Source organism: Pseudomonas reactans (assembly GCF_013387025.1).
Classification (GTDB): Bacteria; Pseudomonadota; Gammaproteobacteria; order Pseudomonadales; family Pseudomonadaceae; genus Aquipseudomonas; species Aquipseudomonas reactans.
The window spans coordinates 256,004-277,954 of sequence record NZ_JACAQP010000005.1 but is presented as its reverse complement, the minus strand read 5'-3'; the positions used below and the strand labels follow the sequence as shown (position 1 = coordinate 277,954).

Genomic DNA, 21,951 nt, shown 5'->3' with positions numbered 1-21,951 from the left:
GGGCGCCGCATGGCGCCCTTTTTTATCAGCGAATATTTACTGGTACTGCGAGTACGGATTGCCCTGGAACTGGTTGTTTTGTTGTGGCGCCTGTTGCTGGGTACCTGGCTGGCCATACTGCTGGCCTGGGATCGGGCCGAGGTTGACTTCAACACGACGGTTCTGGGCACGACCGTTGACGTCGGCGTTGCTGGCAATCGGGTTATCCGGGCCGGCACCGCGGGCGCTCAGGTTGGCGCCGTTGACGCCTTGGGACGTCAGGTAGTTGGCCACGCTCTGCGCACGACGCTGGGACAGGTCCATGTTCAACTGGCGGCTACCGGTGCTGTCGGTGTAGCCGACGATCTGGATAGTGTTCTGGTTGAATTGCTTGAGCGAGTTGGCCAGGTTGTTCAGCGGCTGGTAGAAGCTGCTGGAGATCGCGTCCGAGTTGGTCGCGAAGGTGATGTTGCCCGGCATGATCAGCTTGATCTGGTCGCCCTGGCGCTGAACCTCAACACCGGTATTGGCCATACTTTCACGCAGTTTCTTTTCCTGTTGGTCGGCATAGTAGCCGTAACCTGCAGCACCAGCACCCGCAACGACCGCACCGATCAGCGCGCCCTTGCCACGGTTGTTGTGATCGATGGCCGCACCCGCCAATGCACCGGCCAGGGCGCCCAGGCCACCGTACTTGGCGGTCTTGCTCATACCGCCGGATTCATTACTCGCCTGTCCCTGGCTGCTGCCGTCATAAGGGTTAGGTGATGCGCAGCCGGACAACAAGGCTACGGCGGTAGCGACAACAAGCAGACGACGCGAAGTGAACATGAAGGGAGCTCCTACTTTTGCATTCTATGGTGCAAAGGACATTGGCAATGGACCTGTGCCGAGTTTGGAACGCGACAAACGGTAAAAATTCCGTGGCTACAGAAACCGTAGCAGACGCGCGCTGAACACGACCTGAGTTTTTGCTACAAGGTTTGCCTGTTATAGAACGCGTTCAGCCCGGCAATTATTCCTTCATGCCCGCACAAAAGGGTTCTCACGCATTTCATCGCCCAGCCGGGTATCCGGCCCGTGCCCGGTCACCACCGTCGCACCCTCGTCCAGGGTGTACAGCCGCTGCTTGATAGAGCGCACGATCGTAGCCTGGTCACCGCCCCACAAATCTGTTCGCCCTATGCCTCGGCGGAACAGCGTATCACCAGCAATCAGCAACTTGGCATCGGCAAACCAGAAGCTCATCGACCCTGGCGTATGGCCGGGCGTGTGCAACGCCACACCACAACCGCAGGGCAACTCTTCATCATGTTCCAGCCAACGGTCCGGCGAAGGCACCGGGATGTAGGGCACACGAAACATCTGGCATTGCATTTCCAGATTGTCCCAAAGGAATTGATCTTCTTTGTGCAGGTGCAAGGTGGCACCGGTCTTTTCTTTCAACTGGCCGGACGCCAGGAAGTGATCAAGATGAGCATGGGTGTGGATGATGCTCACCACCTTCAGGCCCAGAGCATCAAGCCGTGCCAAGATCAGCTCATGGTTGCCGCCTGGATCGACCACGATGGCCTTTTTGCTGACGGGGTCGCCGATGATGGTGCAGTTGCACTGCAGGGGGCCGACGGGGAAGGTTTCGCGAATCAGCGTGGGGGCTATGAGCGTCATGGGTGATCCTCTGAATCCTACTCAGTGCAATTAAACTAAAACTTCCAAGCCAATATCGCCAAAATAATTGCACTTTCAGAAGCCAGTTAAAGTGCTATTATTTTTTCACTTACCGCAAAAAAGTGCAGGAATAATAGCATGGCAAAAAAAACATCTCCGCTGCTACCTGCTACAGAACGCTTGCTTGCCGGCCTCGGCGAGCGGATCAAACTTGCTCGCATGCGCCGAAAAATCACCGCCAAACAAGCCGCTGAACGTGCCGGCATGTCCCAGATGACGCTTCGCGCCTTGGAGCGAGGATCTTCGGGTAGCACGATGGGCGCTTACTTGGCGATCTTGCAGGTCCTTGGCCTCGAAAAAGACCTGAACACCGTCGCATCGGAAGATGAACTGGGTAGACATCTTCAGGATGCAAAGCTGCTATCCGCAAAGACATCAGTTACCCGAACGAATACGTCGATGGCGTCAGAGAAAGTTACAACTAAGCCCGCCAGCGTTCGTACGAAGCCACTACCTTCAAATCCTATGCCCCCTCCCGACAAGGGCACGATCAGCAGCGATGCGCTGGCTGCGCTGATCCCACCACGGCAAAGGAAAGACACATAATGACCATGATTGGGGTTTATGCCGACTGGGAAGGTATCGACGGCCCATTACGGCTTGGCTGGCTGCACGCAAGAAAAACCCGACAGACCGAAAAGTTCGAGTACGAACACGATCCCCTGGCCTTGCAAAACCGAGCACTGAGCGCCATCCGGATTGATCCTGGCATTGGCCCCTTTGCAGGTGCTCAGTTTCCCGCTGAGGGGCGGAACATGTTTGGTGTGTTCAGCGATTCCTGCCCGGATCGCTGGGGTCGCCTGCTGATGAAACGCCGTCTGGAACGCGACATCCGCGACGGGCTGTACGACGCGAACACTCGGCTCGGCGAGTCGGACTACTTGCTGGGCGTACATGACGTCTTTCGCGCAGGCGCACTGCGTTACCGACTGAACGACACCGGCCATTTTCTCGACGACCAGGACGCCATTGCTGCGCCGCCTTTTATCGAGTTGCACGCGCTTGAAAGAGCCAGTCGCGAACTGGAGAACGATCCGGATAATCGGGCGCCAGAAGGTCGGGAGTGGTTGCGCATGTTGATTGCACCCGGCGGTTCCCTGGGTGGAGCACGCCCGAAAGCCAGTGTGGCCGATCGCAATAATCATCTTTGGATCGCCAAGTTTCCCTCTACCCGCGATACCTACGATGTAGGTGGTTGGGAGTTGGTCATCAATGCTCTTGCCAAGGCATGTGGTTTGAGAGTCGCCTCGGCAGTCGCCAAACGCTATGCCAGCGACTTTCATTGTTTCATGGTCAAGCGGTTCGACCGCACGGCCGCGGGCGGCCGCCTGCATTTTGCATCCGCTATGACCCTCACCAGTCGAGTCGATGGTGACGACGCGAGCACGGGCGCAAGCTATCTAGAGTTGGCTGAAGTACTGATGCGCAATGGCTCGAACACTGATCAGGATTTGCAAGAGCTATGGACACGCATCGTGTTCAATATTCTGGTTTCAAACACCGACGACCACCTGCGCAATCATGGTTTCATCCTGGAACCAGGTCACGGATGGCGCCTTTCGGATGCGTATGATTTAAACCCGACGCCAATGGGAGACGGCCTGAAACTTAATATCACCGAACATGACAACGCACTGGATCTCGAACTGGCGAGAGAGGTCGCCGGCTTCTTTCGTGTGAACCTTGGAGATGCGGATGAAATTATCGCTGATTGCATCAGTTCCGTTAGCCACTGGCGAACCGTCGCCCAAGCAGTGGGCTTTTCACAAAGAGAACAAGACTACATGGCTCCGGCTTTTGCAAAAGCCCAGGCTTAACCAATCAGCCTCAACTCCTGCGCCCTAGCCACCGCCTGGGTGCGCCGCTCGACGCCCAGCTTGCTGTTGATGTGGCTCGCGTGAGTCTTGACCGTGTGCAGTGAGATAAACAACCGGTTGCTGATCTCCTGATTCGAGCAGCCCTGAGCGATCAATTGCAGCACCGCCAGCTCTCGGGCGCTCAATGTCTCATGAGTCGAAGCTGCCTCCACCACTGCAACCGCCGGTAACAGCGCCAGCAGGCTCTGGCTCAGCAACCCATGGGGATCTTTGGCAAGCTGCTCGCGCATCCAGTCCGGGTGGGTTTCCAGCAATCGCTGGAAGGGTTGCAACGCGCCACCTGTACCGGCTTCAAGGGCCTGGACAAACACTGGGCGCGCCTTTGCCTCCTGCCCCTCCTCCAGCAACAGTTGTACCCGTTGGGTCAGGGCCATCAACGCGATCATCTGGCGCCCACTTTTGTGCGCCTGCTGCGCCAGTTCTTCAAGTCGCTGCAACGCCGCCGCCGGTTGGTGTCGAGTAGCATCCAACGCTGCCTGTTGCAGCCCGATATGCTGTGGCAGATGTGGGTGAAACTCTGGCGCGGCGGCGGCGTTTTCGCCATTGTAGGTTTGCCCCAGACGCGTCAACCAGGCGTCAGCCAAGTCGGTACGGCCCTGGGCCAGCCACAGCTCGCACTTGATCAGGGTGATCATCGCCAGGTAGTAGATTGGCGGCACGTCCCAGATATGCATCAACCGCTCGGCCTCGGCCAGCTCGGCGAAGGCTTTGGCAAAGTCGCCACGGCGCCCTTCGAAATTGGCGATCACGCAGTGGCCGATCAACACACTGATGTCGCGGCAAGCCCTGGCTTCAGCAAGACCGGCGCGCAAACGGGCGAGCCCGGCTTCGGGCTGGAGGCGCACCAGCAGCAGAAAACCCTCATAAAGCGATAACCGCGCACGCACCGCATACAAGCGCTGCGGTGCCAGGCCATGCAGACGTTGCAAGCCTTGGCGCACTTCATCCAGGGAGCGCAGGATCTCGCCGCGCGCCTGTAACACCCGCGCACGGTCGTAATGGGCCAGGGCTTCGAACAAGGGGTTGCCGACGCGCTGCGCCAGTTCCAGGGATTCTCGGTTCAAGCCACGCGCACGCCACAGGTCGGCATCGACAATGGCCAGGTTGGACAGGGTCGACAAGCACATCAACCGTTGGCCGTAACGCCGTTGCGGCAAGCTTTCCAGCGCTTCGCTGCAATATCGCTGAGTCAGTTCGCGATCGCCACGGCCACGGGCGATGATCCCGCTCAATGCCAGCCACTGGGCCAACATCGACTTTTGCGCAGTGGCCGACGGCGCCGGCAAGAAACGACTGAGGTAGCTGGACAGTTCTTCCGCCGCATCCAGTTGGCAGGCCAGGCCCAAGGCCCAGCTGTAGAGCACGATCAAGCGCGGCGTGCTGATCAGCAAGCTGTCGGGCAAGTCCATTTTCCAGCGCAGCAACATGCCCACGTTCTGCTCGGCCAACAGTTGTTCTTCGGAAAGGTTTTGTACCAGATTCGCAGCCACATCCAGGTGACCGGCGCGCAATGCCTGCTCCACCGCCTCGTCGATCAAACCCTGGGCATTGAACCAGCGACACGCGCGCAGGTGCAGGCTGGCCGCCGGCAACACGTTGCTGCTGGCACGCCGCGTGCGTAGCAAGTCCGAAAAAAGATGGTGATAACGGTACCAATGCCCCTGCTCGTCAAGCGGCACCAGGAATACTTGGTGCGCCTGCAGGTAACGCAGGATTTCGGCACTGTCGTGGGCTTCACGCACCGCATCGCAAAGTTCGCTGCAAAATCGGTCCTGAGGGGCGGTATCGTACAAAAACGCCTGCACTTCGGTCGGCAGGCAGTCGATGACCTCTTCCAGCAGGTAATCGCGGATCAGTCCTTCGCCGCCGTGCAGACTCTGCGGCAAGGCGCCGTCGCTGCCGGCCTCGGAGGCGGCCAGCAACCAGAAGCGCAGGCCGGCGACCCAGCCTTCGCTGCGGCGGATCAGGTTGTCGAGGGCTTCACCGCGCAAGGAACTGCTGTGGCGATCCAGCACGGCCAGTGATTCGTCGTGCGTCAGACGCAAATCCTGTTCGTGCAGTTCCAGCAGATGACGCGACAGCCGCAGCCGCGCCAGATGCCAGTCCGGACGCTGACGGCTGGTGACCAATACCACAAGGCCATCAGGCAAATGATTGAGGAAAAACTGCAGGCAACGGTCGAGCACCGGCCCCTGGGCCAGATGGTAATCATCCAGCACCAGCAACAGCGGCGCACGGGCGGACAGGTGCACAGCCAGCTCGTCGAGCAGGCCGTCAAGCCATTCTTCAAAGGCAAAGGGTTGATGACGCTGGCGCATTTTCAGCAGGCCCAGGGATTGGGCGCCGAGTTGCGGGAAGAATTGCTGCAAACCGTCGAGCAGGCGTTCAAGGAAACGCCCGGGGTCGTTATCCCGTGGGCTGAGGCCCAGCCACAGGCTTTGCCAATGGGCCGGCAAGCTCTGGCAGAACTCCACCGCCAACGAACTCTTGCCAAACCCAGCCGGTGCGCTGACCAGCAGCAACCGCCCTTCCAGCCCGGCGCTCAGGCGTTCGCACAGGCGCGGACGCAGCACATAGCCGTCAGGCAGAGGTGGCCTGTAGAAGCGACCTTCCAGGGTCGGAATCACCGCACTGGCAGGCCCTTGGATTCGGGACAGATCAGTCATCGCCGGGCTCTTGTAGAAGGCTGTTGTCGGCATTGCAGATGTCCGCAGACTAGCGGTAAAAGCCGCCGGTTTGTAGATCTTTGCAACATTTGCCTGAAAAAGAACTGCGACAAAAAAATACGCGCACAAAAAAGCCCCGAACCGGTCGGGGCTTCTTTGCGAGGATGCGGCCTCGGTTAACGCACGTTAGCGAACACCATCCTGGCGCAAGGCCGCCGGGGTGAAGTCGCTGGTGGTGGCGGTGAAGCCAAAGTCATACGCCTGCTTCTCTTCGTTCTTCATGCCCAGCGCCAGGTAGCGGCCGGACTGCAGGTCGTAGAGGGTTTCCAGGGCGTACCACGGCACTTGCTTGTCGTAGTAGTTCTCGGCATGGGCCTCCGCCACGCGCCACAGTTGGCCACGACCGTCGTAGTGATCGATGACCGCTGCTTGCCAGGTGTCTTCGTCAATGAAGAAGTCACGCTTGGCGTAGATGTGGCGCTGGCCTTCCTTCAAGGTGGCGACCACGTGCCAGACGCGGCGCAGCTCGTAACGCGTCAGGTCCTGGTTGATGTGGCCGGCCTTGATGATATCGGCGTACTTGAGCTTCGGATCGTCGATCTTGTAGCTGTTGGAGGCGATGTAGATTTCTTTCTTGCCGTCCAGCTTCCAGTCGTAGCGATCCGGTGCACCGTTGTACATGTCGAGGTTGTCGGAGGTACGCAGGCCGTCGGCTGCGGTGCCTGGCCCGTCATAGGACACTTGCGGCGCTCGGCGCACACGGCGCTGGCCGGCGTTGTAGACCCAGGCCGAACGCGGTTCCTTCACCTGATCCAGGGTTTCGTGCACCAGCAATACACCACCGGCCAGACGCGCAGGTGCAGTCACTTGCTGCTTGAAGTAGAACAGCACGTTGCCCGGATTTTTCGGGTCGTAGTCTTTCATTTTGTCGCGGAACACAAACTGGTCACGGAAATACACCAGGCTGTAGGAACCGTTGGTTTGCGGCGTAGCCTGGGTTACCAAACGGGTTACGCTGCCGCCGCGATAGCGGGTGATGTGGTTCCAGATCACCTCGACACCGCTTTTCGGGATCGGGAACGGCACGGCCGTTTCGAAGTTTTCCAGGCCGTTACCGCCAGACACCAGATTGGTGTTGGTGGCGTTTTTCTTGATGGACGCAAACACCTCCGCCGGCACGGTGGCACCGCGATGGGTCGGGTAGACCGGCATCTTGAAGGTTTCCGGGTAGCGCTTGAACATCGCGTACTGCCCCGGCGCCAGCTTGTCCTTGTACTGCTCGACGTTCGCCGCAGTGATGGTGAATTGCGGTTGTTCACTGGCGTATGGGTTGGCCAGGAACCCACGGGCGTCAACAGCGCCTGCGTTGGTGGGCAGCGGCGACCATTTTGGAATAGTACCCGCCGCGTTACCGGCCATTTCGGCGCCCATCGGTGTCAGGGTCGTGCCCAGCTTGGCGGCTTCATCCGCCGACACTGCCGCCATGACGTTGCTCGCCAGGATCGACAGCCCAAGCACACCCACGTGCAACAGACTTTTGGTTATTTTCATGTTCTGGTCTTCCTGAAATGCAGTGTGCTTAGAAGTTGGCGCCGAAGCTCAAAGCGACGAAGTCGCGGTCATCCACCGTACTGAACTTGCCACCAAAGAAGTTGGTGTAGGCCAGGCTGGCGGTGTAGGTGTTCTGGTACTCGGCATCCAGGCCCAGGCTGACCGCCTTGCGACCTTCTTCGAAGTTACCGCCAGGGCCTGGCGAATAACCGCTGACGTCATGGGACCAAGCGACGTTGGGCTTCAGGTTCACACCGGCGAAGACGTCCGGATATTCCCAAATGGCACGGGCGCGGTAGCCCCAGGAGGTGGAGGTGGTGAAACCGTCGTTGTTGCAGTTAGTGTTCAGGTCCGCAACGGGCACACCGGCACCTGCGGCGGTCGAGGCGTTGAGGCCATTGCAGAAACCGGCAGGCAGACTACCAGGGCCGAAAACCGGGTCGCGGCCATAACGAGTCTTGGACTTGCTTTCCAGCCCGCCCACATGTGTGACGCCGATTTCGCCCACCGTCGTCAGGCGGCTTGCCCCCATGACCTGATCAAAGAAATGCGTGAATGTTGTTTGTAGCTGGGTAATTTCCTTACGCCGATAACCATTGAGATCCTGTCCTGGAACGCCTTTGAGCACAGAGGCATTGGAATAACCGTTCAACGGTGTGACACCGGCAAATAGAATATCCGTCGAGTTCAGTTGCACCGGCGCATTCGGACGATAACTCACCTCACCACTCCACGCAGTGCCGGTAGGCAGGGTGGTGGAGAAGCTCAAGCCATACAAACGAATATCTTCTGGATACTCGACAAAATACTGGGAGTTGCCGGCGATTATCACAGGCGCCAATTGCCGTAACGCCGCGGGCGCGCCTGGGTTATTGAGCAGGTTATAGAGGGACTGGGAGGCGCCGCGAGCACTGAAGATAGGTGCCCGGCTATGGTAATTCATGAAGTAAGCGCCGAACTCCGTGTCCAACGGCTCATAGTTGTAATGGAAGGCAACGCCGAACTGCCCGCTGTCCCGGGCATCCCTGTCACCGCCACGAGCAACCTTTACCCCTTCTTCGTTTACATCAACACCAAAGCTGTTGAGGGTCGGATAAGCTGCGGGGTTAATTCGAGAACGCTTGTTCAATACACGCAGGTTATCGGTACAGCCATCTGAAATAATATCGGGCTGGGAGAAGAACGTTCCGCAGTTATCCGTTACCGTCTGGTCCCACTCCAACTGATAAAACGCCTCCGCCGACAAATTATCCGTCAGCGTTTGCGACACATAGAACATGTTGACCGGAATCAAACCCTCTTTGACTTCTGCACCCGGACGACGGAACGCCGATACATCGATCGGGTTGATGGAGTTGATGCCGCCGCCGATGAAGGTACTTTCACCCCAGCTCACTACTTGCTTACCGAATCGCACGTTACCGGGCTGATCGGCAATGGAATAGTTGTGGTAGATGAACGCATCGAGAATCTGCCCGCCAGAGGACTTGGCGCCTTCTTTACGGTTGTTGTCACTGATGTCCTTGAAGGGGCGACTTTCGTCCTTTAGCTCAAAGTCATACCAGTACTTGCCTCGTACAAAAACACCGGTGTCTCCGTACTTCAGTTCCAAATCATGGATGCCCTTGAAGATCTTCGAAAAGGTCTCGCCGCGCTTGAAGTTAAGGTGGCCGTCGTCGGAAGTCTGGGACAGGCCACGACCGCCATTGTTGGCGCCGATCAGGTCCTTGTTGGGCTTGGCTGTCGACCAGCTCGCCCCCACGGAAAGCGACGAGTCAAAGCTCCCTTCGATTTCACCAATGTTGAAACTGACGCCGAATGCGGGCCCGGCGAGCGTAGAAGCGAGACTGACGGCCAGGGGCAGTCTTGCCCGGCGCCAGAACTGGTTTACTGAGGTCATCGACGCTACTCCATGTGCATTATTGTTATGGCAGTGAGTTCTTTCTGTGATGCATGTAACGGCCGGAATACAACGATTCCAATGCCGCTCGGCAGCCGAGCCCCCATGGCCCGAAGCGGAACATCCTTGAAAAACTCTGGAAGGGACTATAGCCAGCGGGGGGTAGTGCTTGATCCCTCTAAAGTGTGATTTGCATCACCAACCCGTCTGCCACGACCCTTTCGCCACGTCGACGAAGGCCGACGCGGCAAGGATGGCTGAAAATCGGCAAATCACAAGTGAAGGCGCGAGATAGAGCATTGCCGTGCCAAAAGGGCACGGCGGATCAGCTCAAAGGGTGGATAGGAACGTGCTGTTGTTGGCCTGCCATTCGATGATGTCGATACGGATACGTTTTTTGTCGAGTTTTCCTACGCTGGTCTTGGGAATTTCGGTAACAACGGCGATCTGGCTTGGAATCGCCCACTTGCTCAAGTGCCCCAGCTCCACGAACGGCTTGAGGTGTTCCTTGAGCTCTCGGGCCCCTATCACATGGCCATCACGCACCACCAGCAACGCGAACGGACGCTCGCCCCACTGCGGATCGGCGATGCCCACCACCGCTACTTCGCGTACCGCCGGGTGACGGCTGACCAGGTCTTCGAGGGCCAGGGAGGAGACCCACTCGCCGCCGGTCTTGATCACATCCTTGATGCGGTCGCGGATGTCGATCACGCCGAAGGCATCCAGCGTGGCCACGTCGCCCGTGTGCATCCAGCCGCCTTCCCACAGCTCGGCGCCTTTTTGCGGCTCGTTGAAATAGCCTTCGCTGAGCCACGGCGCGCGCAGCACCAGCTCACCTTGGGACTCACCGTCAGCCGGTAGGAAGTTGCCGTCGCCATCAATGATCGCGGCCTCCACCAACGGTCCGGGGACGCCGGCCTTGATGCGGTAAGTGGTGCGCTCATCCTCGCTGCCAGCCATCAACTCTTCGTTGAGATGGGCGCAGGACACCAGCGGCCCGGTCTCGGACATGCCATACGCGGCGGTCAACTGAATGCCACGGGCCTTGGACGCTTCGTACAGCGAACGGTTAAGCGCACTGCCACCGATGACGATTTTCCAGCCACCGAAATCCACGTCCTGGGCCGCTTTGGCATTGAGCACCATTTGCAGGATGGTCGGTACGCAATGGGAGAAAGTGACCTTTTCCTTGCGCCACAGCTCCACCAGATATTCCGGGTCGTAGCGGCCAGGGTAGACCTGTTTCAGCCCGAGCATGGTCGCCACGTACGGCAAGCCCCAGGCGTGCACGTGGAACATCGGCGTGATCGGCATGTACACGTCGTTGGTGCCGAGCAACCGCACGCTGTCGACGCTGCCCATAATGGTCGCCACGCCCATGGTGTGCAGCACCAACTGGCGGTGGGTGAAATACACGCCCTTGGGGTTACCGGTGGTACCGGTGGTGTAGAAAGTGGTGGCGACAGAATTTTCGTTGAAGTCTTGGAAGTCGTACTTCGGGCTGGCGGCGGCCAGCAGGGTTTCGTACTCGCCCACCAGGTTGGGCAGTTCGGCGTTCTTGGACTCGCCGTCGGTAAGCAGCAGGGTCTTGTCGACCGTGGTCAGTTGCCCGGCAATCGCCTGGTAAAGCCCCACGAACTCACTGTTGACCAGCACGAAGCGGTCCTCGGCGTGGTTCATGGTGTAGAGGATCTGTTCCGGCGACAGGCGCACGTTGATGGTGTGGATCACCGCGCCAATCATCGGGATGGCGAACATGCATTCGAGGTAACGGTGGCTGTCCCAGTCCATCACCGCCACGGTATCACCGGCCTTCACACCCGCTTCAGTCAGCACATTGGCCAGGCGCGCAACGCGCTCGATCAGGGTGGGGTAGGTGTAACGCAGTTTGTCGCGGTAGACGATTTCCCGGGTCTTTTCATAGCGGGTGCCGGACATCAACAGGCGTTTGATCAACAGCGGGTATTGGTACGCACCTTCGGCGGGCGGGATAACACGGGTCTGCAACATACGAATCCCTTTTATGACTGCATGGTCTTGGCTGAAAGAACTGCACTGTAGAGCGCATATGTTTCAGCCAAATCAGCCAAAGGAATGATTTGCAGCCCCCAATGAATGCTAGCTTTGCGCCAGCATTCAGCTTATTTCATGCTGGTGAATGCCAGTTTCACGCCGATGGCAATCAACACCGCGCCCATGGTCCGATCAAACCAGTGTCCCATCCGCGCAAACCCGGCGCGCACGCGCTGCTGGCTGAACAGCATCGCCACCAAACAGAACCACAGCGCCGTCGCCACCGCCAGGTACACGCCGTAACCGGCTTGGATCGCCAGCGGTGTATGGGGGTTGATCACCACGGTGAACAACGACAGGAAGAACAGCGTGGCCTTGGGGTTCAAGCCGTTGGTGACAAAGCCTGCGGTAAACGCACCACGTGGGGTGCGCTCGCCCGCTTCGCGGTGCAGTTCGCCTTCGGCGACTGGCTTGGCCGGCTGCGCGCGCAGGGCCTTGAAACCGATGTACAGCAGGTAGGCGGCGGCCGCCCATTTCAGGGCGTTGAACAGCACGATGGACTGGGACACGATCAAGCCGATACCGAGCAACGAATAACCTACGTGCAGGAAAATCGCCGAGCCGACGCCCAGCGCAGTCCAGGTCCCGGCGCGACGGCCGTGGGTGACACTCTCACGCACCACCACCGCGAAATCCGGGCCGGGGCTGGCCACCGCCAACAAGTGAATCAGGGCTACGGTCAAAAATTCGGCGGCGTACATGCTCACTCCAATTAAGTAACTGATTATTTCATCTGATAGGCTCGGGAGATTACGCCTTCGAACCCTGTCGCAAAAGGTACAGTTGATGACGAACAATCGCCGCGCCGTCTTCCTTGATCACCCGTCCCTGGACCTGGGGGACCTCGACCTCAGCGAGCTGCGAGACAGCTTCAGCGAGTTGCAGTTGTTTACCGGCACCACGCCGCAGAACGTGATCGAACGCGTGCAAGGCGCCCACGTGGTCATCAGCAACAAAATCGCCCTCAACACCGAAACTCTGGCGGCCTGCCCGGACCTCAAGCTGATCCTGGTGTCGGCCACCGGCACCAATAACGTCGACCTCGACGCCGCCCGCGCCCATGACATCACCGTGAGCAACTGCCAGGGCTACGGCACGCCGTCGGTGGCGCAACATACAATCATGCTGTTGCTTAACCTGGCGACGCGCTTGAAGGACTATCAACGGGATGTGAGTGCCGGCAAGTGGCAGGAGGCCAAGCAGTTCTGCCTGCTGGACCACCCAATTGTCGAGCTGGAAGGCAAGACCCTCGGCCTGCTCGGCCATGGTGAGTTGGGCGGCGCCGTCGCGCGACTGGCCGAAGCGTTCGGCATGCGTGTCCTGCTCGGCGCGATTCCAGGCCGCCCGGCCCGTGCGGACCGCGTGCCACTGGATGAATTGCTGACCCAGGTGGATGCACTCACCCTGCACTGCCCGCTCAACGAGCACACCCGCGACTTTATCGGCGCCCGCGAGCTGGCGCTGCTCAAGCCTGGCGCGTTTGTGGTGAACACGGCGCGCGGTGGTTTGATCAACGAACAGGCCCTGGCGGACGCCTTGCGCAGCGGCCATTTGGGCGGCGCGGCCACCGATGTACTGAGCGTGGAACCGCCGGTGAATGGCAACCCACTGTTGGCCGGTGATATCCCTCGACTGATCGTCACCCCGCACAATGCCTGGGGCAGTCGCGAAGCGCGCCAGCGCATCGTCGGCCAACTGGCGGAAAACGCCCGGGGCTTTTTCAACGGGGCCCCGCTGCGCGTCGTCAGTTGATAAACTGCGCCCCTTTTCAAGGAGCAGACCATGGATCCGCGCAGTGAAGTACTGCTTCGTCAGGCCGAACTTTTTCAAGGCAACCTGCTGCTGGTGGGGTTGCCTGCCGACGACCTGCTGGGTCGCCTGCCCAATGCCCACGGCTGGTGCTGGCATGCCGGCGATCAGGCGGCGCTCGACGCACGTTTCCCTGAGCGCAGCCAGTTCGGCGTGAACGTGCCTGACCGGGCGTTTGATACGGCGGTGATCTTCCTGCCCAAGTCCAAGGACCTCACCGACTACCTGCTCAACGCCGTGGCCTCGCGCTTGCCCGGCGCCGAGCTGTTTTTGGTCGGCGAGAAGAAAGCCGGTATCGAAAGCGCCGCCAAGCAGCTGATCCCCTTCGGCAAACCGCGCAAGCTCGACAGTGCGCGGCATTGCCAGTTGTGGCAGATCACCGTGGCCAACGCCCCGCAAGCCGTCGAGCTTGAGAGCCTCGCGCAGGTCTTCGACGTGCCGCTGGCCGAGGGCCCGCTCAAAGTGGTGAGCCTGCCAGGCGTGTTCAGCCACGGGCGCCTGGATCGTGGTACCGAGTTGTTGCTGGAACATCTGGACAAACTGCCAAGCGGCCATTTGCTGGACTTCGGTTGTGGCGCGGGCGTGCTGGGGGCTGCGGTCAAACGTCGCTACCCGCACAACACGGTGACGATGCTCGACGTGGATGCCTTCGCCGCCGCCAGCAGTCGCTTGACCCTGGCCGCCAATGGTCTGGAAGCCGAGGTGTTGACCGGTGATGGCATCGACGCAGCACCGATGGGTTTGAACGCGATTTTGAGCAACCCGCCGTTCCATGTCGGCGTGCACACCGATTATTTCGCCACTGAGAACCTGCTGCGAAAAGCGGCGAAACACCTGGCAAAAGGCGGCGAACTTCGTCTGGTTGCCAACAGCTTCCTCAAATACCAACCACTGATCGAAGAGCACCTGGGCGTGTGTGCGATCAAGGCCGAGGGCAACGGTTTTCGCATCTACCGCGCCAAGCGCGGCTGACGGGCGTTTGAAAAAGAAGGCTTGCCGAATGGATTTTGCCTAGGCAGAATCCGCTCCGTCCTAGGGGAGTAGTCTCCCACGAGCGCCACGCTCGTCCGGCATACGTCAACATACTTGGTCAGCAGACCATGGCGTATGCGACCCAGGAGTCCGCACAGACGGACCGGGGTTTGACAAGACCTATGACACGCACACCTTACCCGGGGCGGGAAGGCTGTACGTGTCATAGCCGTGTCGACCCGCCCCTGGAAACCTACCTGATGCTGGATTCACTACTCGTTCCTACCGCAATCGTTGCCTTGGCCGAAATCGGCGACAAGACGCAACTGCTCGCGCTCATCCTGGCCGCACGCTTTCGCAAACCCTGGCCGATCATCGCCGGCATCGTCGCCGCGACCCTGGCCAACCATGCGGCCGCCGGTGCCGTGGGGGCCTGGTTCGGCAGTTTCTTCTCGGATGCGGTGTTGCACTGGATCCTTGCGGCGAGTTTCTGCGCCACGGCCTTGTGGACCCTGGTGCCCGACAAACTCGACGATGACGAAGCCAGTACCACGCGCAAATTCGGTCCGTTCCTGACCACGCTGATCGCGTTCTTCCTCGCGGAAATCGGTGACAAGACGCAGATCGCCACGGTGATGCTGGCGGCGCAGTACCCGGAGTTGTGGCTGGTGATTATCGGGACAACCCTGGGCATGCTGATTGCCAACGTGCCGGTGGTCTTGGCGGGGAATTTTGCAGCGGAGAAACTGCCGTTGACGCTGATTCGTCGACTGGCGGCGTCGGCGTTCTTCATCCTGGCGATTGTGGCGGTTTACAAGGCCATGCAGAGCAGCGGTTGGATCTAAATCTGTAAACCCGATCCCTGTGGGAGCTGGCTTGCCTGCGATGGCAGCAACCCGGTGCAACTGAAAGACCGAGCCGCCTGCATCGCGGGCAAGCCCGGCTCCCACATTGATCTGCGTTAACTCAGGACTTTTTGGCCTGCTGGTAAAGCGGCATCACCTTCGGAATTGCCGCCTGCAACGAGGCGATTCGGCTGTCGGAGGCCGGGTGAGTACTCATGAACTCCGGCGGCGCACCTTCCGAGGCTTTAGCCATCTTGTTCCACAAGGTGATGGCAGCGTTCGGGTTATAGCCGGCACGGGCCGACAGCTCCAGGCCGATCAGGTCCGCTTCGTTTTCATTGCTGCGGCTGTTGGGCAAGGTCATGCCGTAGTTGGCCACGGTATCGGCCAATGCCAAGCTGTCTTGGCCGAGGCCGAACAACGCACCGGCGCCCTGCTTCGCCATCTCGATCCCGTAGGCCTTGGACATGGCTTCACGGCCGTGTTCACGCAAGGCGTGGGCGATTTCATGACCCATCACGGCGGCCAGTTCGTCATCGGTGAGCTTGAGGTTATCGATCAATGCGCTGTACACGAAGATCTTGCCGCCAGGCCCGCAGTTGGCGTTCATCTCGTCGCTCTTGATCAGGTTCACTTCCCACTTCCACTGCGCGGCATCCGCACGGAACGTCGGCGCCTGGGCGATCAAGCGGTTGGCGATGGCCTGCACGCGCTTGGCGTTGGCGCTGGTCTTGTCCAGTTGGCCCTTGCTGCTGGCCTCTCCCAGGGTCTGCTGGTAGGACTGGGCATACATCTGGTCGACTTCCTGGCTCGACAGCATGCTGAACATGTACTGCTTGCGCTCAACCCCAACGGCGCCGCCGCTGGTGGTGTTGACCGACTGACACCCGGCCAGCAGCATCGCTGCAACCAGGCCGCTAACTGCCAATGACTTCTTCATGAACCTCTCCCTGAAAACACGCCCTTAAAACATGGCGCGTATCGTAGGCGCTCGTTTGTATCGACGCCAGATACACCAGACGTGTAACCGCTGATTTTCAGATACATCCCACGGCGCCAACGCCAACAACGGCGGCGGGCATTCCATTTGCGACACCCCAAACTTTTTTGTAGGACAACCCCTAATGCCCTGCGCGCCCGTGGCCGATACAAAAAGGCGGATTCTCTCCCCTGTGCCCGGAGCTTTCATGAAATTCAAGTCGATCCAATTTTCTGTCGCGGCACTGGCCGGGGCGATTGTCCTGAGCGTGGTCGCGGTGCTGGTGCTGTACGCCTTGTTTGCCGGAGCGCGGACCCAAGAGATGGTGCAGGATCGCACCCAGGTGCAATTCGAACAGATCATCGAGCAGCGCCTGACCGCCTTGGCGCAAACCCAAGCCACCTTGATCCAGCGCGAACTGGAAGCACCCTTGGTGACTGCCAAGAGCCTGGCCACCGCCAACGCCCTGCTCGGCATGAAAGACGCCAAGGGCGAACCGGCCCTGCAAGTCGGCCGCGAGCAACTGATCAACCTGCTGCATGAAACCGTGGTGCGCAATCCGAAGATCCTCGGCGCCTACATTGGCTGGGAGCCCAACGCGATCGATCATAACGACGCGGCCTATGTGAACAGCCCCATTATCGGCATGGCCGCCGACGGCCGCTTCCTGCCGTGGTGGTATCGCAACGCCGATGGCAGCCTGGGCCTGGACAAGCTCGCCGACGTCAACGACCAGAACATCCTCTCCACCGGCGTACGCGCCAGTGAGTACTACCTGTGCTCCAAGGAAAACAAAAAGGCCTGCGCCATCGACCCCGCCCCTTACAAGGTGGGCAACGCGATGGTGATGCTGGCTTCGTTCATCGAGCCGATCATGATCGACGGCACCTTCCAGGGCATCGTTGGTGCCGACCTGTCGGTGAACTTCATCCAGGACATGCTCACCAGCGCCGATCAAAAACTCTACAACGGTGCTGGTGAACTGGCGCTGATCTCCAGCAACGGCCGCCTGGTGGCCTACACCAAGGATGCCAGCAAGCTCGGCGAAAAGGCCAGCGACCTGCTCGACAGCAATGAACTGGCCAACCTCGGCCAACTGAAAGTCGGCGAAGTGCGCTACGACATCGACAAGGAACACGGGCACATCGAGCTGTTCCTGCCGTTCAACATCGGCCAGGCCGACGCGCGCTGGACCTTGATGCTGCAACTGCCCCTCAGCGCCGTGATGGCCGATTCGCAGAAGCTGCAAAGCGACCTGGAAGCCCAGCGCAAGACTGACATCTTCGGCATGACCATCGCCGGTTTGTTGATCGCGGGTATTGGCTTGCTGGTGATCTGGCTGGTCGGCCACGGCATTGCCCGTCCGCTCAAGCAAATGGTCGCGATGCTCAATGACATCGCCCAGGGCGAAGGTGACCTGACGCGGCGCCTGACCAGCGACCGCGTCGATGAACTGGGCGCGATCGCGAGCGGCTTCAACACCTTCCTGATCAAGCTGCAGGGCATGATCACCCAGGTGGTGAGTTCGGTGCAGAAAGTCAGCGACTCCTCGGAACACACCGCCGACATCGCGATACGTACCAACCAGGGCGTGCACAAACAGATGGTGGAAATCGACCAGGTCGCCACCGCTGTACATGAGATGACCGCGACTGCACAAGATGTTGCGCGCAACGCCACCCAAGCCGCCCAAGCCGCCAGCCATGCCGATCAGGCCGCAAGCCAAGGCATGCGCATCGTGCGCGACACCTCCACCTCCATCGGCGCACTGGCTGAAGAAATCGGCAAAGCGGTCAGCGTGGTGCAAACACTGGCCAAGGACAGCGAGAACATCAACGCCATCCTCACGGCGATTCGCGGGATTGCCGAACAGACCAACCTGCTCGCGCTCAATGCCGCCATCGAAGCGGCGCGGGCCGGGGAGCAAGGCCGTGGTTTTGCGGTGGTCGCCGACGAAGTGCGCAACCTGGCGCAAAAGACCCAGAAGGCCACCGAAGAAATCCAGACCATGATCCAGCAGTTGCAACAAGGCACGCGGGACGTGGTGCGGGTGATGGAGGACAGCCAGAACCGCACCGATGAAAGCGTGCAACACGCGGCCAAGGCGGCCGAAGCGCTGGAGACGATCACCCAGGCCGTCTCGGTGATCAACGACATGAACACCCAGATCGCCAGTGCCGCCGAAGAACAGAGCGCGGTGGCCGAGGACATCAACCGTAACGTGATCAATATCGGCCAGGTGGCCAATGAAGTAGCAGGCGGCGCGGATGAATCCAGCGCGGCCAGTGCGGACTTGACCAAGCTGGCGGAACAGCAGCGCCGGCTGATCAATCAGTTCAAGGTCTAAGCCGGGGTCAGGCACTCCGGCCCATTGAGCTTGGGATCGTTGACCATGTTGGCCAGGACTCTTTCGCGCAGCGCGACGGGCTCACTGGCCAGCAGGCCTTGCAATACATGCAACGGCGTCTCGGGATCGAGCCAGGCTGCCTGCCCGGCCTCATCCAGAATCAGCGGGCGACGCTGGGCCTGCGCCGCCTGGGTCACTACCGCCGTGCTCAACCACACCTGTTCCTGCACCGGATACGCTTCCCAGATCGCGGCGAAAAACAACGTGGAGCCCTCCCCCGTCGTCAGCCAGTACGGGCGTTTGCGCTGGGTGCCGCGCCATTCGTAGAACCCATTGGCGGGCAGCAGGCAACGGCGCAGACGGAACGCTTCGCGGAACATCGGTTGTTCGGCCAGGGTTTCGGCGCGGGCATGGGCGGGCGTGCGGGAAAGATCGGTCAACCACGGCGGCGTGAGGCCCCAGCGAGCGCGGGCCAGGGTGCGCTGGCCATCGGTGACGCGCTGGATCAGCACCGAATCATTCGGGGAAATATTCCACTGGGCCTGCTGGTCGGCCGGAAAGCCCGGCAAGGCAGCAAAGGCGGGGTTCCAGCGAAACAGGGCATAACGTCCACACATGGGGCAACACGACTCTTGGGTAAACCGACCGACAGCCTAACAGACCAGCACGTCAGGGAAGCTGTCAGGTTCATCGCCGGGCAGCGGTTGTGCGCCGATATAGGCAGTGATCAGCTCGCGGGCGTGCATGGCCCGGTCATTGTCCACCTCCAGGCCCAACAGACCAAAGATCGGCAGCTCGCCAGTGCCGCCGAGCAAATGCCGGCCCACCAGGTGCGCCTCGATGCCCTCGCTGGCGAGCATCTGTTGCAGCAGCTCGCCTTCCATCAGGTTTTCCGGTTCGTAGATTCGCTGCATGGGTGTATCCGTTATTCGTTTTCACTTCGGGTTTCGAGCATCCACTCTTCCCCATGCACCTGCAGATCGAAAATGATCGGCCGGCAACATACTTGGCAGTCTTCTATATAGATCTGGTCACCGCCAGACAAATCCACGGTTGTCTCGACCTCTTCACCGCAATAAGGACAATCGTACGTCGCATTTTCCAGCATCGCAGCCTCCAAGGTGACTTGTGCGTATAATCGCCGGTCTATTTACAGGGCTATTTCCGGCTGGGCCATTCCTCAGTCCGCCCCCTGGTATTTCCTTTACTTACCCTAGCCGTTTCTAACAAGAGAGCATGATGGGCGAATTCGATACCATCCGACCTTACAACGACAGCGAAGTCCCGGCAGTGCTGGCACGTCTGTTCAGTGACAAGGCCTTTCTGGACATCCTGACCCACTTCCGCTTCCCGCGCTTTGCCGGCGCCCTGGGCTGGCTGCTCAAGCCGATGATCGCCCGCAAACTGCGCCGCGAGTTCGCTGGCGTCACCACCGTGGCCACGCTGCAGGACAAAGTCGAGTACTACGTCGACCACACCATCGATCGGGCGACCGACGGCGTGACCTACACCGGCGTCGAGCAACTCAAGTCCGGCACGGCTTACCTGTTCCTGGCCAACCACCGCGATATCGTGATGGACCCGGCCTTCGTCAACTACGCCGTGTACCACGCCGGCCTGCCGACGCCACGTATCGCCATCGGCGACAACCTGCTGCAAAAGCCGTTTGTCAGCGACCTGATGCGCCTGAACAAGAGCTTCATCGTGCACCGCTCGATCACCGGGCGCAAAGAGAAGATGGCGGCGTATCAGTTGCTGTCGGCGTACATCAACCATTCGATCCGCAACGACGTTGCATCGATCTGGATCGCCCAGGCTGAAGGGCGCGCCAAGGATGGGGATGATCGCACCGAGTCGGCGATCCTCAAGATGTTCCACGTCAGCCGCAAGGATGAGCCGTTTGCCGAGGTGATCCAGTCGCTGAACCTGACGCCGGTGTCCATCAGCTACGAATACGACCCCTGCGATTCAGCCAAGGCCCGCGAACTGTACATCCGCGCTACCACCGGTACCTACAGCAAGGCGCCGGGCGAGGATGACGTGAGCATTGCGCTGGGCATCACCGGCTACAAAGGCCGGGTGCATGTGAACTTCGCGCCGCCGATCACCGAGCGTTTCGAAGACACCAAGCTGCTGGCCGCCGAAATGGACCGGCAGATTCTCGGCGGATACCGCTTGTTTCCGGTGCATTACCTGGCCTACGCCCAGTGGAGCGATGCCGACCCGCAATTGCAGGTGCCGACCGCCGCCGAAGTGTTCCCGGCGGACGAACTGGCCAAGGCGAAGGCGGAGTGGGAGCGACGCTTGAACGAGTGCCCGGCCGAGCACCGCCCCTTCCTGGTGGTGCAATATGCAACGCCGGTGCGTAATCAATATCGAGTCAAGGCCGGCATACCTCTCTGACGCTACGAGAGCTGGCTTCTGTGGGAGCTGGCTTGCCTGCGATGCGGACGCCTCGGTGGATCAGTCACACCTCGGTGATGCTTTCGCAGGCAAGCCAGCTCCCACATTTGTTTTATGGCGTTTTTAGAGGCGGGTGCTGAGCCAGGAGATGGCCAGCGCCAGCGCCAAACAGGCAAACCCTACGCGGTAAGCCAGACGATGCGCCCGTTCGGTGCGCACATCCAGAAACAACATCGGTTGGTCGATCGCGCGGTCTTCGCCCTGCGCGGTCAGGTCGGCCATTGCGCGCTGTTCGCGCAGGCGGGTAATGAACAGCAGCGCAGCGCCCGGGCAAGCCACGGCTAACGCAACAACGTTGATCAAAAGTGCAGGCAGCGCCATCGCAAACCTCGGTAGAACAGTATTTTGGTATCGATTCAGATACAAACCTGAACGATAGTGGCCTCCGGCGCCGTAAATGCTCCCTCCCCCATTGACGGCTAATGTATCCAGTAATTTACGCCGTCACCTGAACGTCACCTTAACAAGCCACTCTGTTGCCCTTCGACGCTTAGGAGCTTGTCATGCTGCACGCGCAAAACCAGGATCGGCTGTACCTGATCACCCAAAGTGATGAGCAAGAAGCACTGGTCGGCGGCCTGGCCTTCAACGTCCAGGACCGCCACTGGCTGGTGTATTGCGCCCTCGGCGGGCACCAGCACGCAGACCTGCCGGAGACCGATCTGCTGACAGGGGTGAGCCTGCTGGATTTCTGTATCGACACCGCCGCGTGAAACTGGAGGCGAAAAAAAGCCGGGCTCATCACTGGGCCCGGCTTTT

Annotated in this window: 20 protein-coding genes, 1 pseudogene and 1 riboswitch; of the genes and pseudogenes, 9 read left to right on the top strand and 12 right to left on the bottom strand. The window is 59.9% G+C overall.

The features are described 5' to 3' along the window. Window positions 1–36 precede the first annotated feature (36 nt). Both HX793_RS05680 and HX793_RS05675 read right to left on the bottom strand, forming a co-directional pair. Window positions 37–810 (bottom strand): YiaD family glycine zipper/OmpA-like lipoprotein, encoded by a 774-nt coding sequence (locus HX793_RS05680; RefSeq protein ID WP_016978289.1) that lies wholly within the window; start codon window positions 808–810, stop codon window positions 37–39. 192 nt (window positions 811–1,002) lie between these two features. After that, window positions 1,003–1,647: an MBL fold metallo-hydrolase gene (locus tag HX793_RS05675; protein WP_177050217.1), complete on the bottom strand. Its 645-nt coding sequence runs from the start codon at window positions 1,645–1,647 to the stop codon at window positions 1,003–1,005. Between the two features lie 138 nt (window positions 1,648–1,785). Between HX793_RS05675 and HX793_RS05670 the strand changes: the two genes are divergently transcribed. Beyond that, window positions 1,786–2,253, top strand: a complete 468-nt coding sequence (locus HX793_RS05670; RefSeq protein ID WP_177050219.1) for a helix-turn-helix domain-containing protein — start codon at window positions 1,786–1,788, stop codon at window positions 2,251–2,253. Then, window positions 2,253–3,524: a type II toxin-antitoxin system HipA family toxin gene (locus HX793_RS05665; protein WP_177050221.1), complete on the top strand. Its 1,272-nt coding sequence runs from the start codon at window positions 2,253–2,255 to the stop codon at window positions 3,522–3,524. The genes HX793_RS05670 and HX793_RS05665 overlap by 1 nt, the downstream gene beginning before the upstream one ends. On the opposite strand, the gene HX793_RS05660 is transcribed toward HX793_RS05665, so the two are convergent. The 5 genes from HX793_RS05660 to HX793_RS05640 form a co-directional block, all read right to left on the bottom strand. Beyond that, a complete protein-coding gene (locus HX793_RS05660; protein WP_177050223.1) occupies window positions 3,521–6,250 on the bottom strand; it encodes a winged helix-turn-helix domain-containing protein in 2,730 nt (909 codons plus the stop codon). The two genes, HX793_RS05665 and HX793_RS05660, sit on opposite strands and share 4 nt — an antisense overlap. Window positions 6,251–6,436: 186 nt before the next feature. Continuing rightward, window positions 6,437–7,801 carry a DUF1329 domain-containing protein gene (locus tag HX793_RS05655; RefSeq protein WP_016978294.1) on the bottom strand — a complete coding sequence of 455 codons (1,365 nt, stop codon included), beginning with the start codon at window positions 7,799–7,801 and terminating at the stop codon, window positions 6,437–6,439. 28 nt (window positions 7,802–7,829) lie between these two features. Further along, window positions 7,830–9,701, bottom strand: a complete 1,872-nt coding sequence (locus HX793_RS05650; RefSeq protein ID WP_095014741.1) for a DUF1302 domain-containing protein — start codon at window positions 9,699–9,701, stop codon at window positions 7,830–7,832. 330 nt (window positions 9,702–10,031) lie between these two features. Next, complete coding sequence (locus HX793_RS05645; RefSeq protein ID WP_177050224.1) at window positions 10,032–11,714, bottom strand: fatty acid--CoA ligase; 1,683 nt, start codon at window positions 11,712–11,714, stop codon at window positions 10,032–10,034. A 131-nt stretch (window positions 11,715–11,845) separates the two neighbouring features. Next, on the bottom strand, window positions 11,846–12,478 hold the full coding sequence (locus HX793_RS05640; RefSeq protein WP_016978297.1) for a LysE family translocator: 633 nt from the start codon (window positions 12,476–12,478) through the stop codon (window positions 11,846–11,848). 85 nt (window positions 12,479–12,563) lie between these two features. Between HX793_RS05640 and HX793_RS05635 the strand changes: the two genes are divergently transcribed. The 3 genes from HX793_RS05635 (at window position 12,564) to HX793_RS05625 (ending at window position 15,403) form a co-directional block, all read left to right on the top strand. Next, on the top strand, window positions 12,564–13,529 hold the full coding sequence (locus HX793_RS05635; RefSeq protein WP_177050225.1) for a 2-hydroxyacid dehydrogenase: 966 nt from the start codon (window positions 12,564–12,566) through the stop codon (window positions 13,527–13,529). A gap of 30 nt (window positions 13,530–13,559) precedes the next feature. After that, window positions 13,560–14,558, top strand: coding sequence for a methyltransferase (locus tag HX793_RS05630; protein ID WP_177050226.1), 999 nt, complete (start codon window positions 13,560–13,562; stop codon window positions 14,556–14,558). 50 nt (window positions 14,559–14,608) lie between these two features. Further along, a riboswitch (yybP-ykoY riboswitch) is annotated at window positions 14,609–14,730 on the top strand. 88 nt (window positions 14,731–14,818) lie between these two features. After that, a complete protein-coding gene (locus HX793_RS05625) occupies window positions 14,819–15,403 on the top strand; it encodes a TMEM165/GDT1 family protein (RefSeq protein ID WP_016978300.1) in 585 nt (194 codons plus the stop codon). Between the two features lie 121 nt (window positions 15,404–15,524). Here HX793_RS05625 and HX793_RS05620 read toward each other — a convergent pair whose 3' ends face one another. Beyond that, the gene (locus tag HX793_RS05620; protein WP_016978301.1) at window positions 15,525–16,343 is read right to left on the bottom strand and encodes a M48 family metallopeptidase; all 819 of its coding nucleotides are present in this window, start codon (window positions 16,341–16,343) and stop codon (window positions 15,525–15,527) included. Between the two features lie 184 nt (window positions 16,344–16,527). Here HX793_RS05620 and HX793_RS31970 point away from each other — a divergent pair. Further along, window positions 16,528–17,871 (top strand): annotated as a pseudogene (locus HX793_RS31970) (methyl-accepting chemotaxis protein); the annotation flags it as partial. A gap of 15 nt (window positions 17,872–17,886) precedes the next feature. Continuing rightward, complete coding sequence (locus HX793_RS31965) at window positions 17,887–18,729, top strand: methyl-accepting chemotaxis protein (protein ID WP_371317952.1); 843 nt, start codon at window positions 17,887–17,889, stop codon at window positions 18,727–18,729. On the opposite strand, the gene HX793_RS05610 is transcribed toward HX793_RS31965, so the two are convergent. From HX793_RS05610 to HX793_RS05600, 3 genes are read right to left on the bottom strand one after another with little or no spacing between them, the layout of a single operon-like run. After that, the gene (locus tag HX793_RS05610) at window positions 18,726–19,346 is read right to left on the bottom strand and encodes an SOS response-associated peptidase (RefSeq protein ID WP_177094943.1); all 621 of its coding nucleotides are present in this window, start codon (window positions 19,344–19,346) and stop codon (window positions 18,726–18,728) included. The two genes, HX793_RS31965 and HX793_RS05610, sit on opposite strands and share 4 nt — an antisense overlap. A 36-nt stretch (window positions 19,347–19,382) precedes the next feature. Further along, window positions 19,383–19,643, bottom strand: a complete 261-nt coding sequence (locus tag HX793_RS05605; RefSeq protein ID WP_177050229.1) for a putative signal transducing protein — start codon at window positions 19,641–19,643, stop codon at window positions 19,383–19,385. Window positions 19,644–19,654: 11 nt separating this feature from the next. Then, window positions 19,655–19,837, bottom strand: coding sequence for a CPXCG motif-containing cysteine-rich protein (locus tag HX793_RS05600; RefSeq protein WP_177050231.1), 183 nt, complete (start codon window positions 19,835–19,837; stop codon window positions 19,655–19,657). Window positions 19,838–19,968: 131 nt separating this feature from the next. Here HX793_RS05600 and HX793_RS05595 point away from each other — a divergent pair, with 131 nt between their 5' ends. Further along, window positions 19,969–21,132, top strand: coding sequence for a 1-acyl-sn-glycerol-3-phosphate acyltransferase (locus tag HX793_RS05595; RefSeq protein WP_025999883.1), 1,164 nt, complete (start codon window positions 19,969–19,971; stop codon window positions 21,130–21,132). Window positions 21,133–21,255: 123 nt separating this feature from the next. Here the strand turns inward: HX793_RS05595 and HX793_RS05590 are convergent, their stop codons facing one another. Then, a complete protein-coding gene (locus tag HX793_RS05590) occupies window positions 21,256–21,513 on the bottom strand; it encodes a hypothetical protein (protein WP_016978306.1) in 258 nt (85 codons plus the stop codon). 182 nt (window positions 21,514–21,695) lie between these two features. Between HX793_RS05590 and HX793_RS05585 the strand changes: the two genes are divergently transcribed. After that, window positions 21,696–21,905 (top strand): hypothetical protein, encoded by a 210-nt coding sequence (locus tag HX793_RS05585; protein ID WP_016978307.1) that lies wholly within the window; start codon window positions 21,696–21,698, stop codon window positions 21,903–21,905. The last annotated feature ends 46 nt before the right edge of the window (window positions 21,906–21,951 follow it).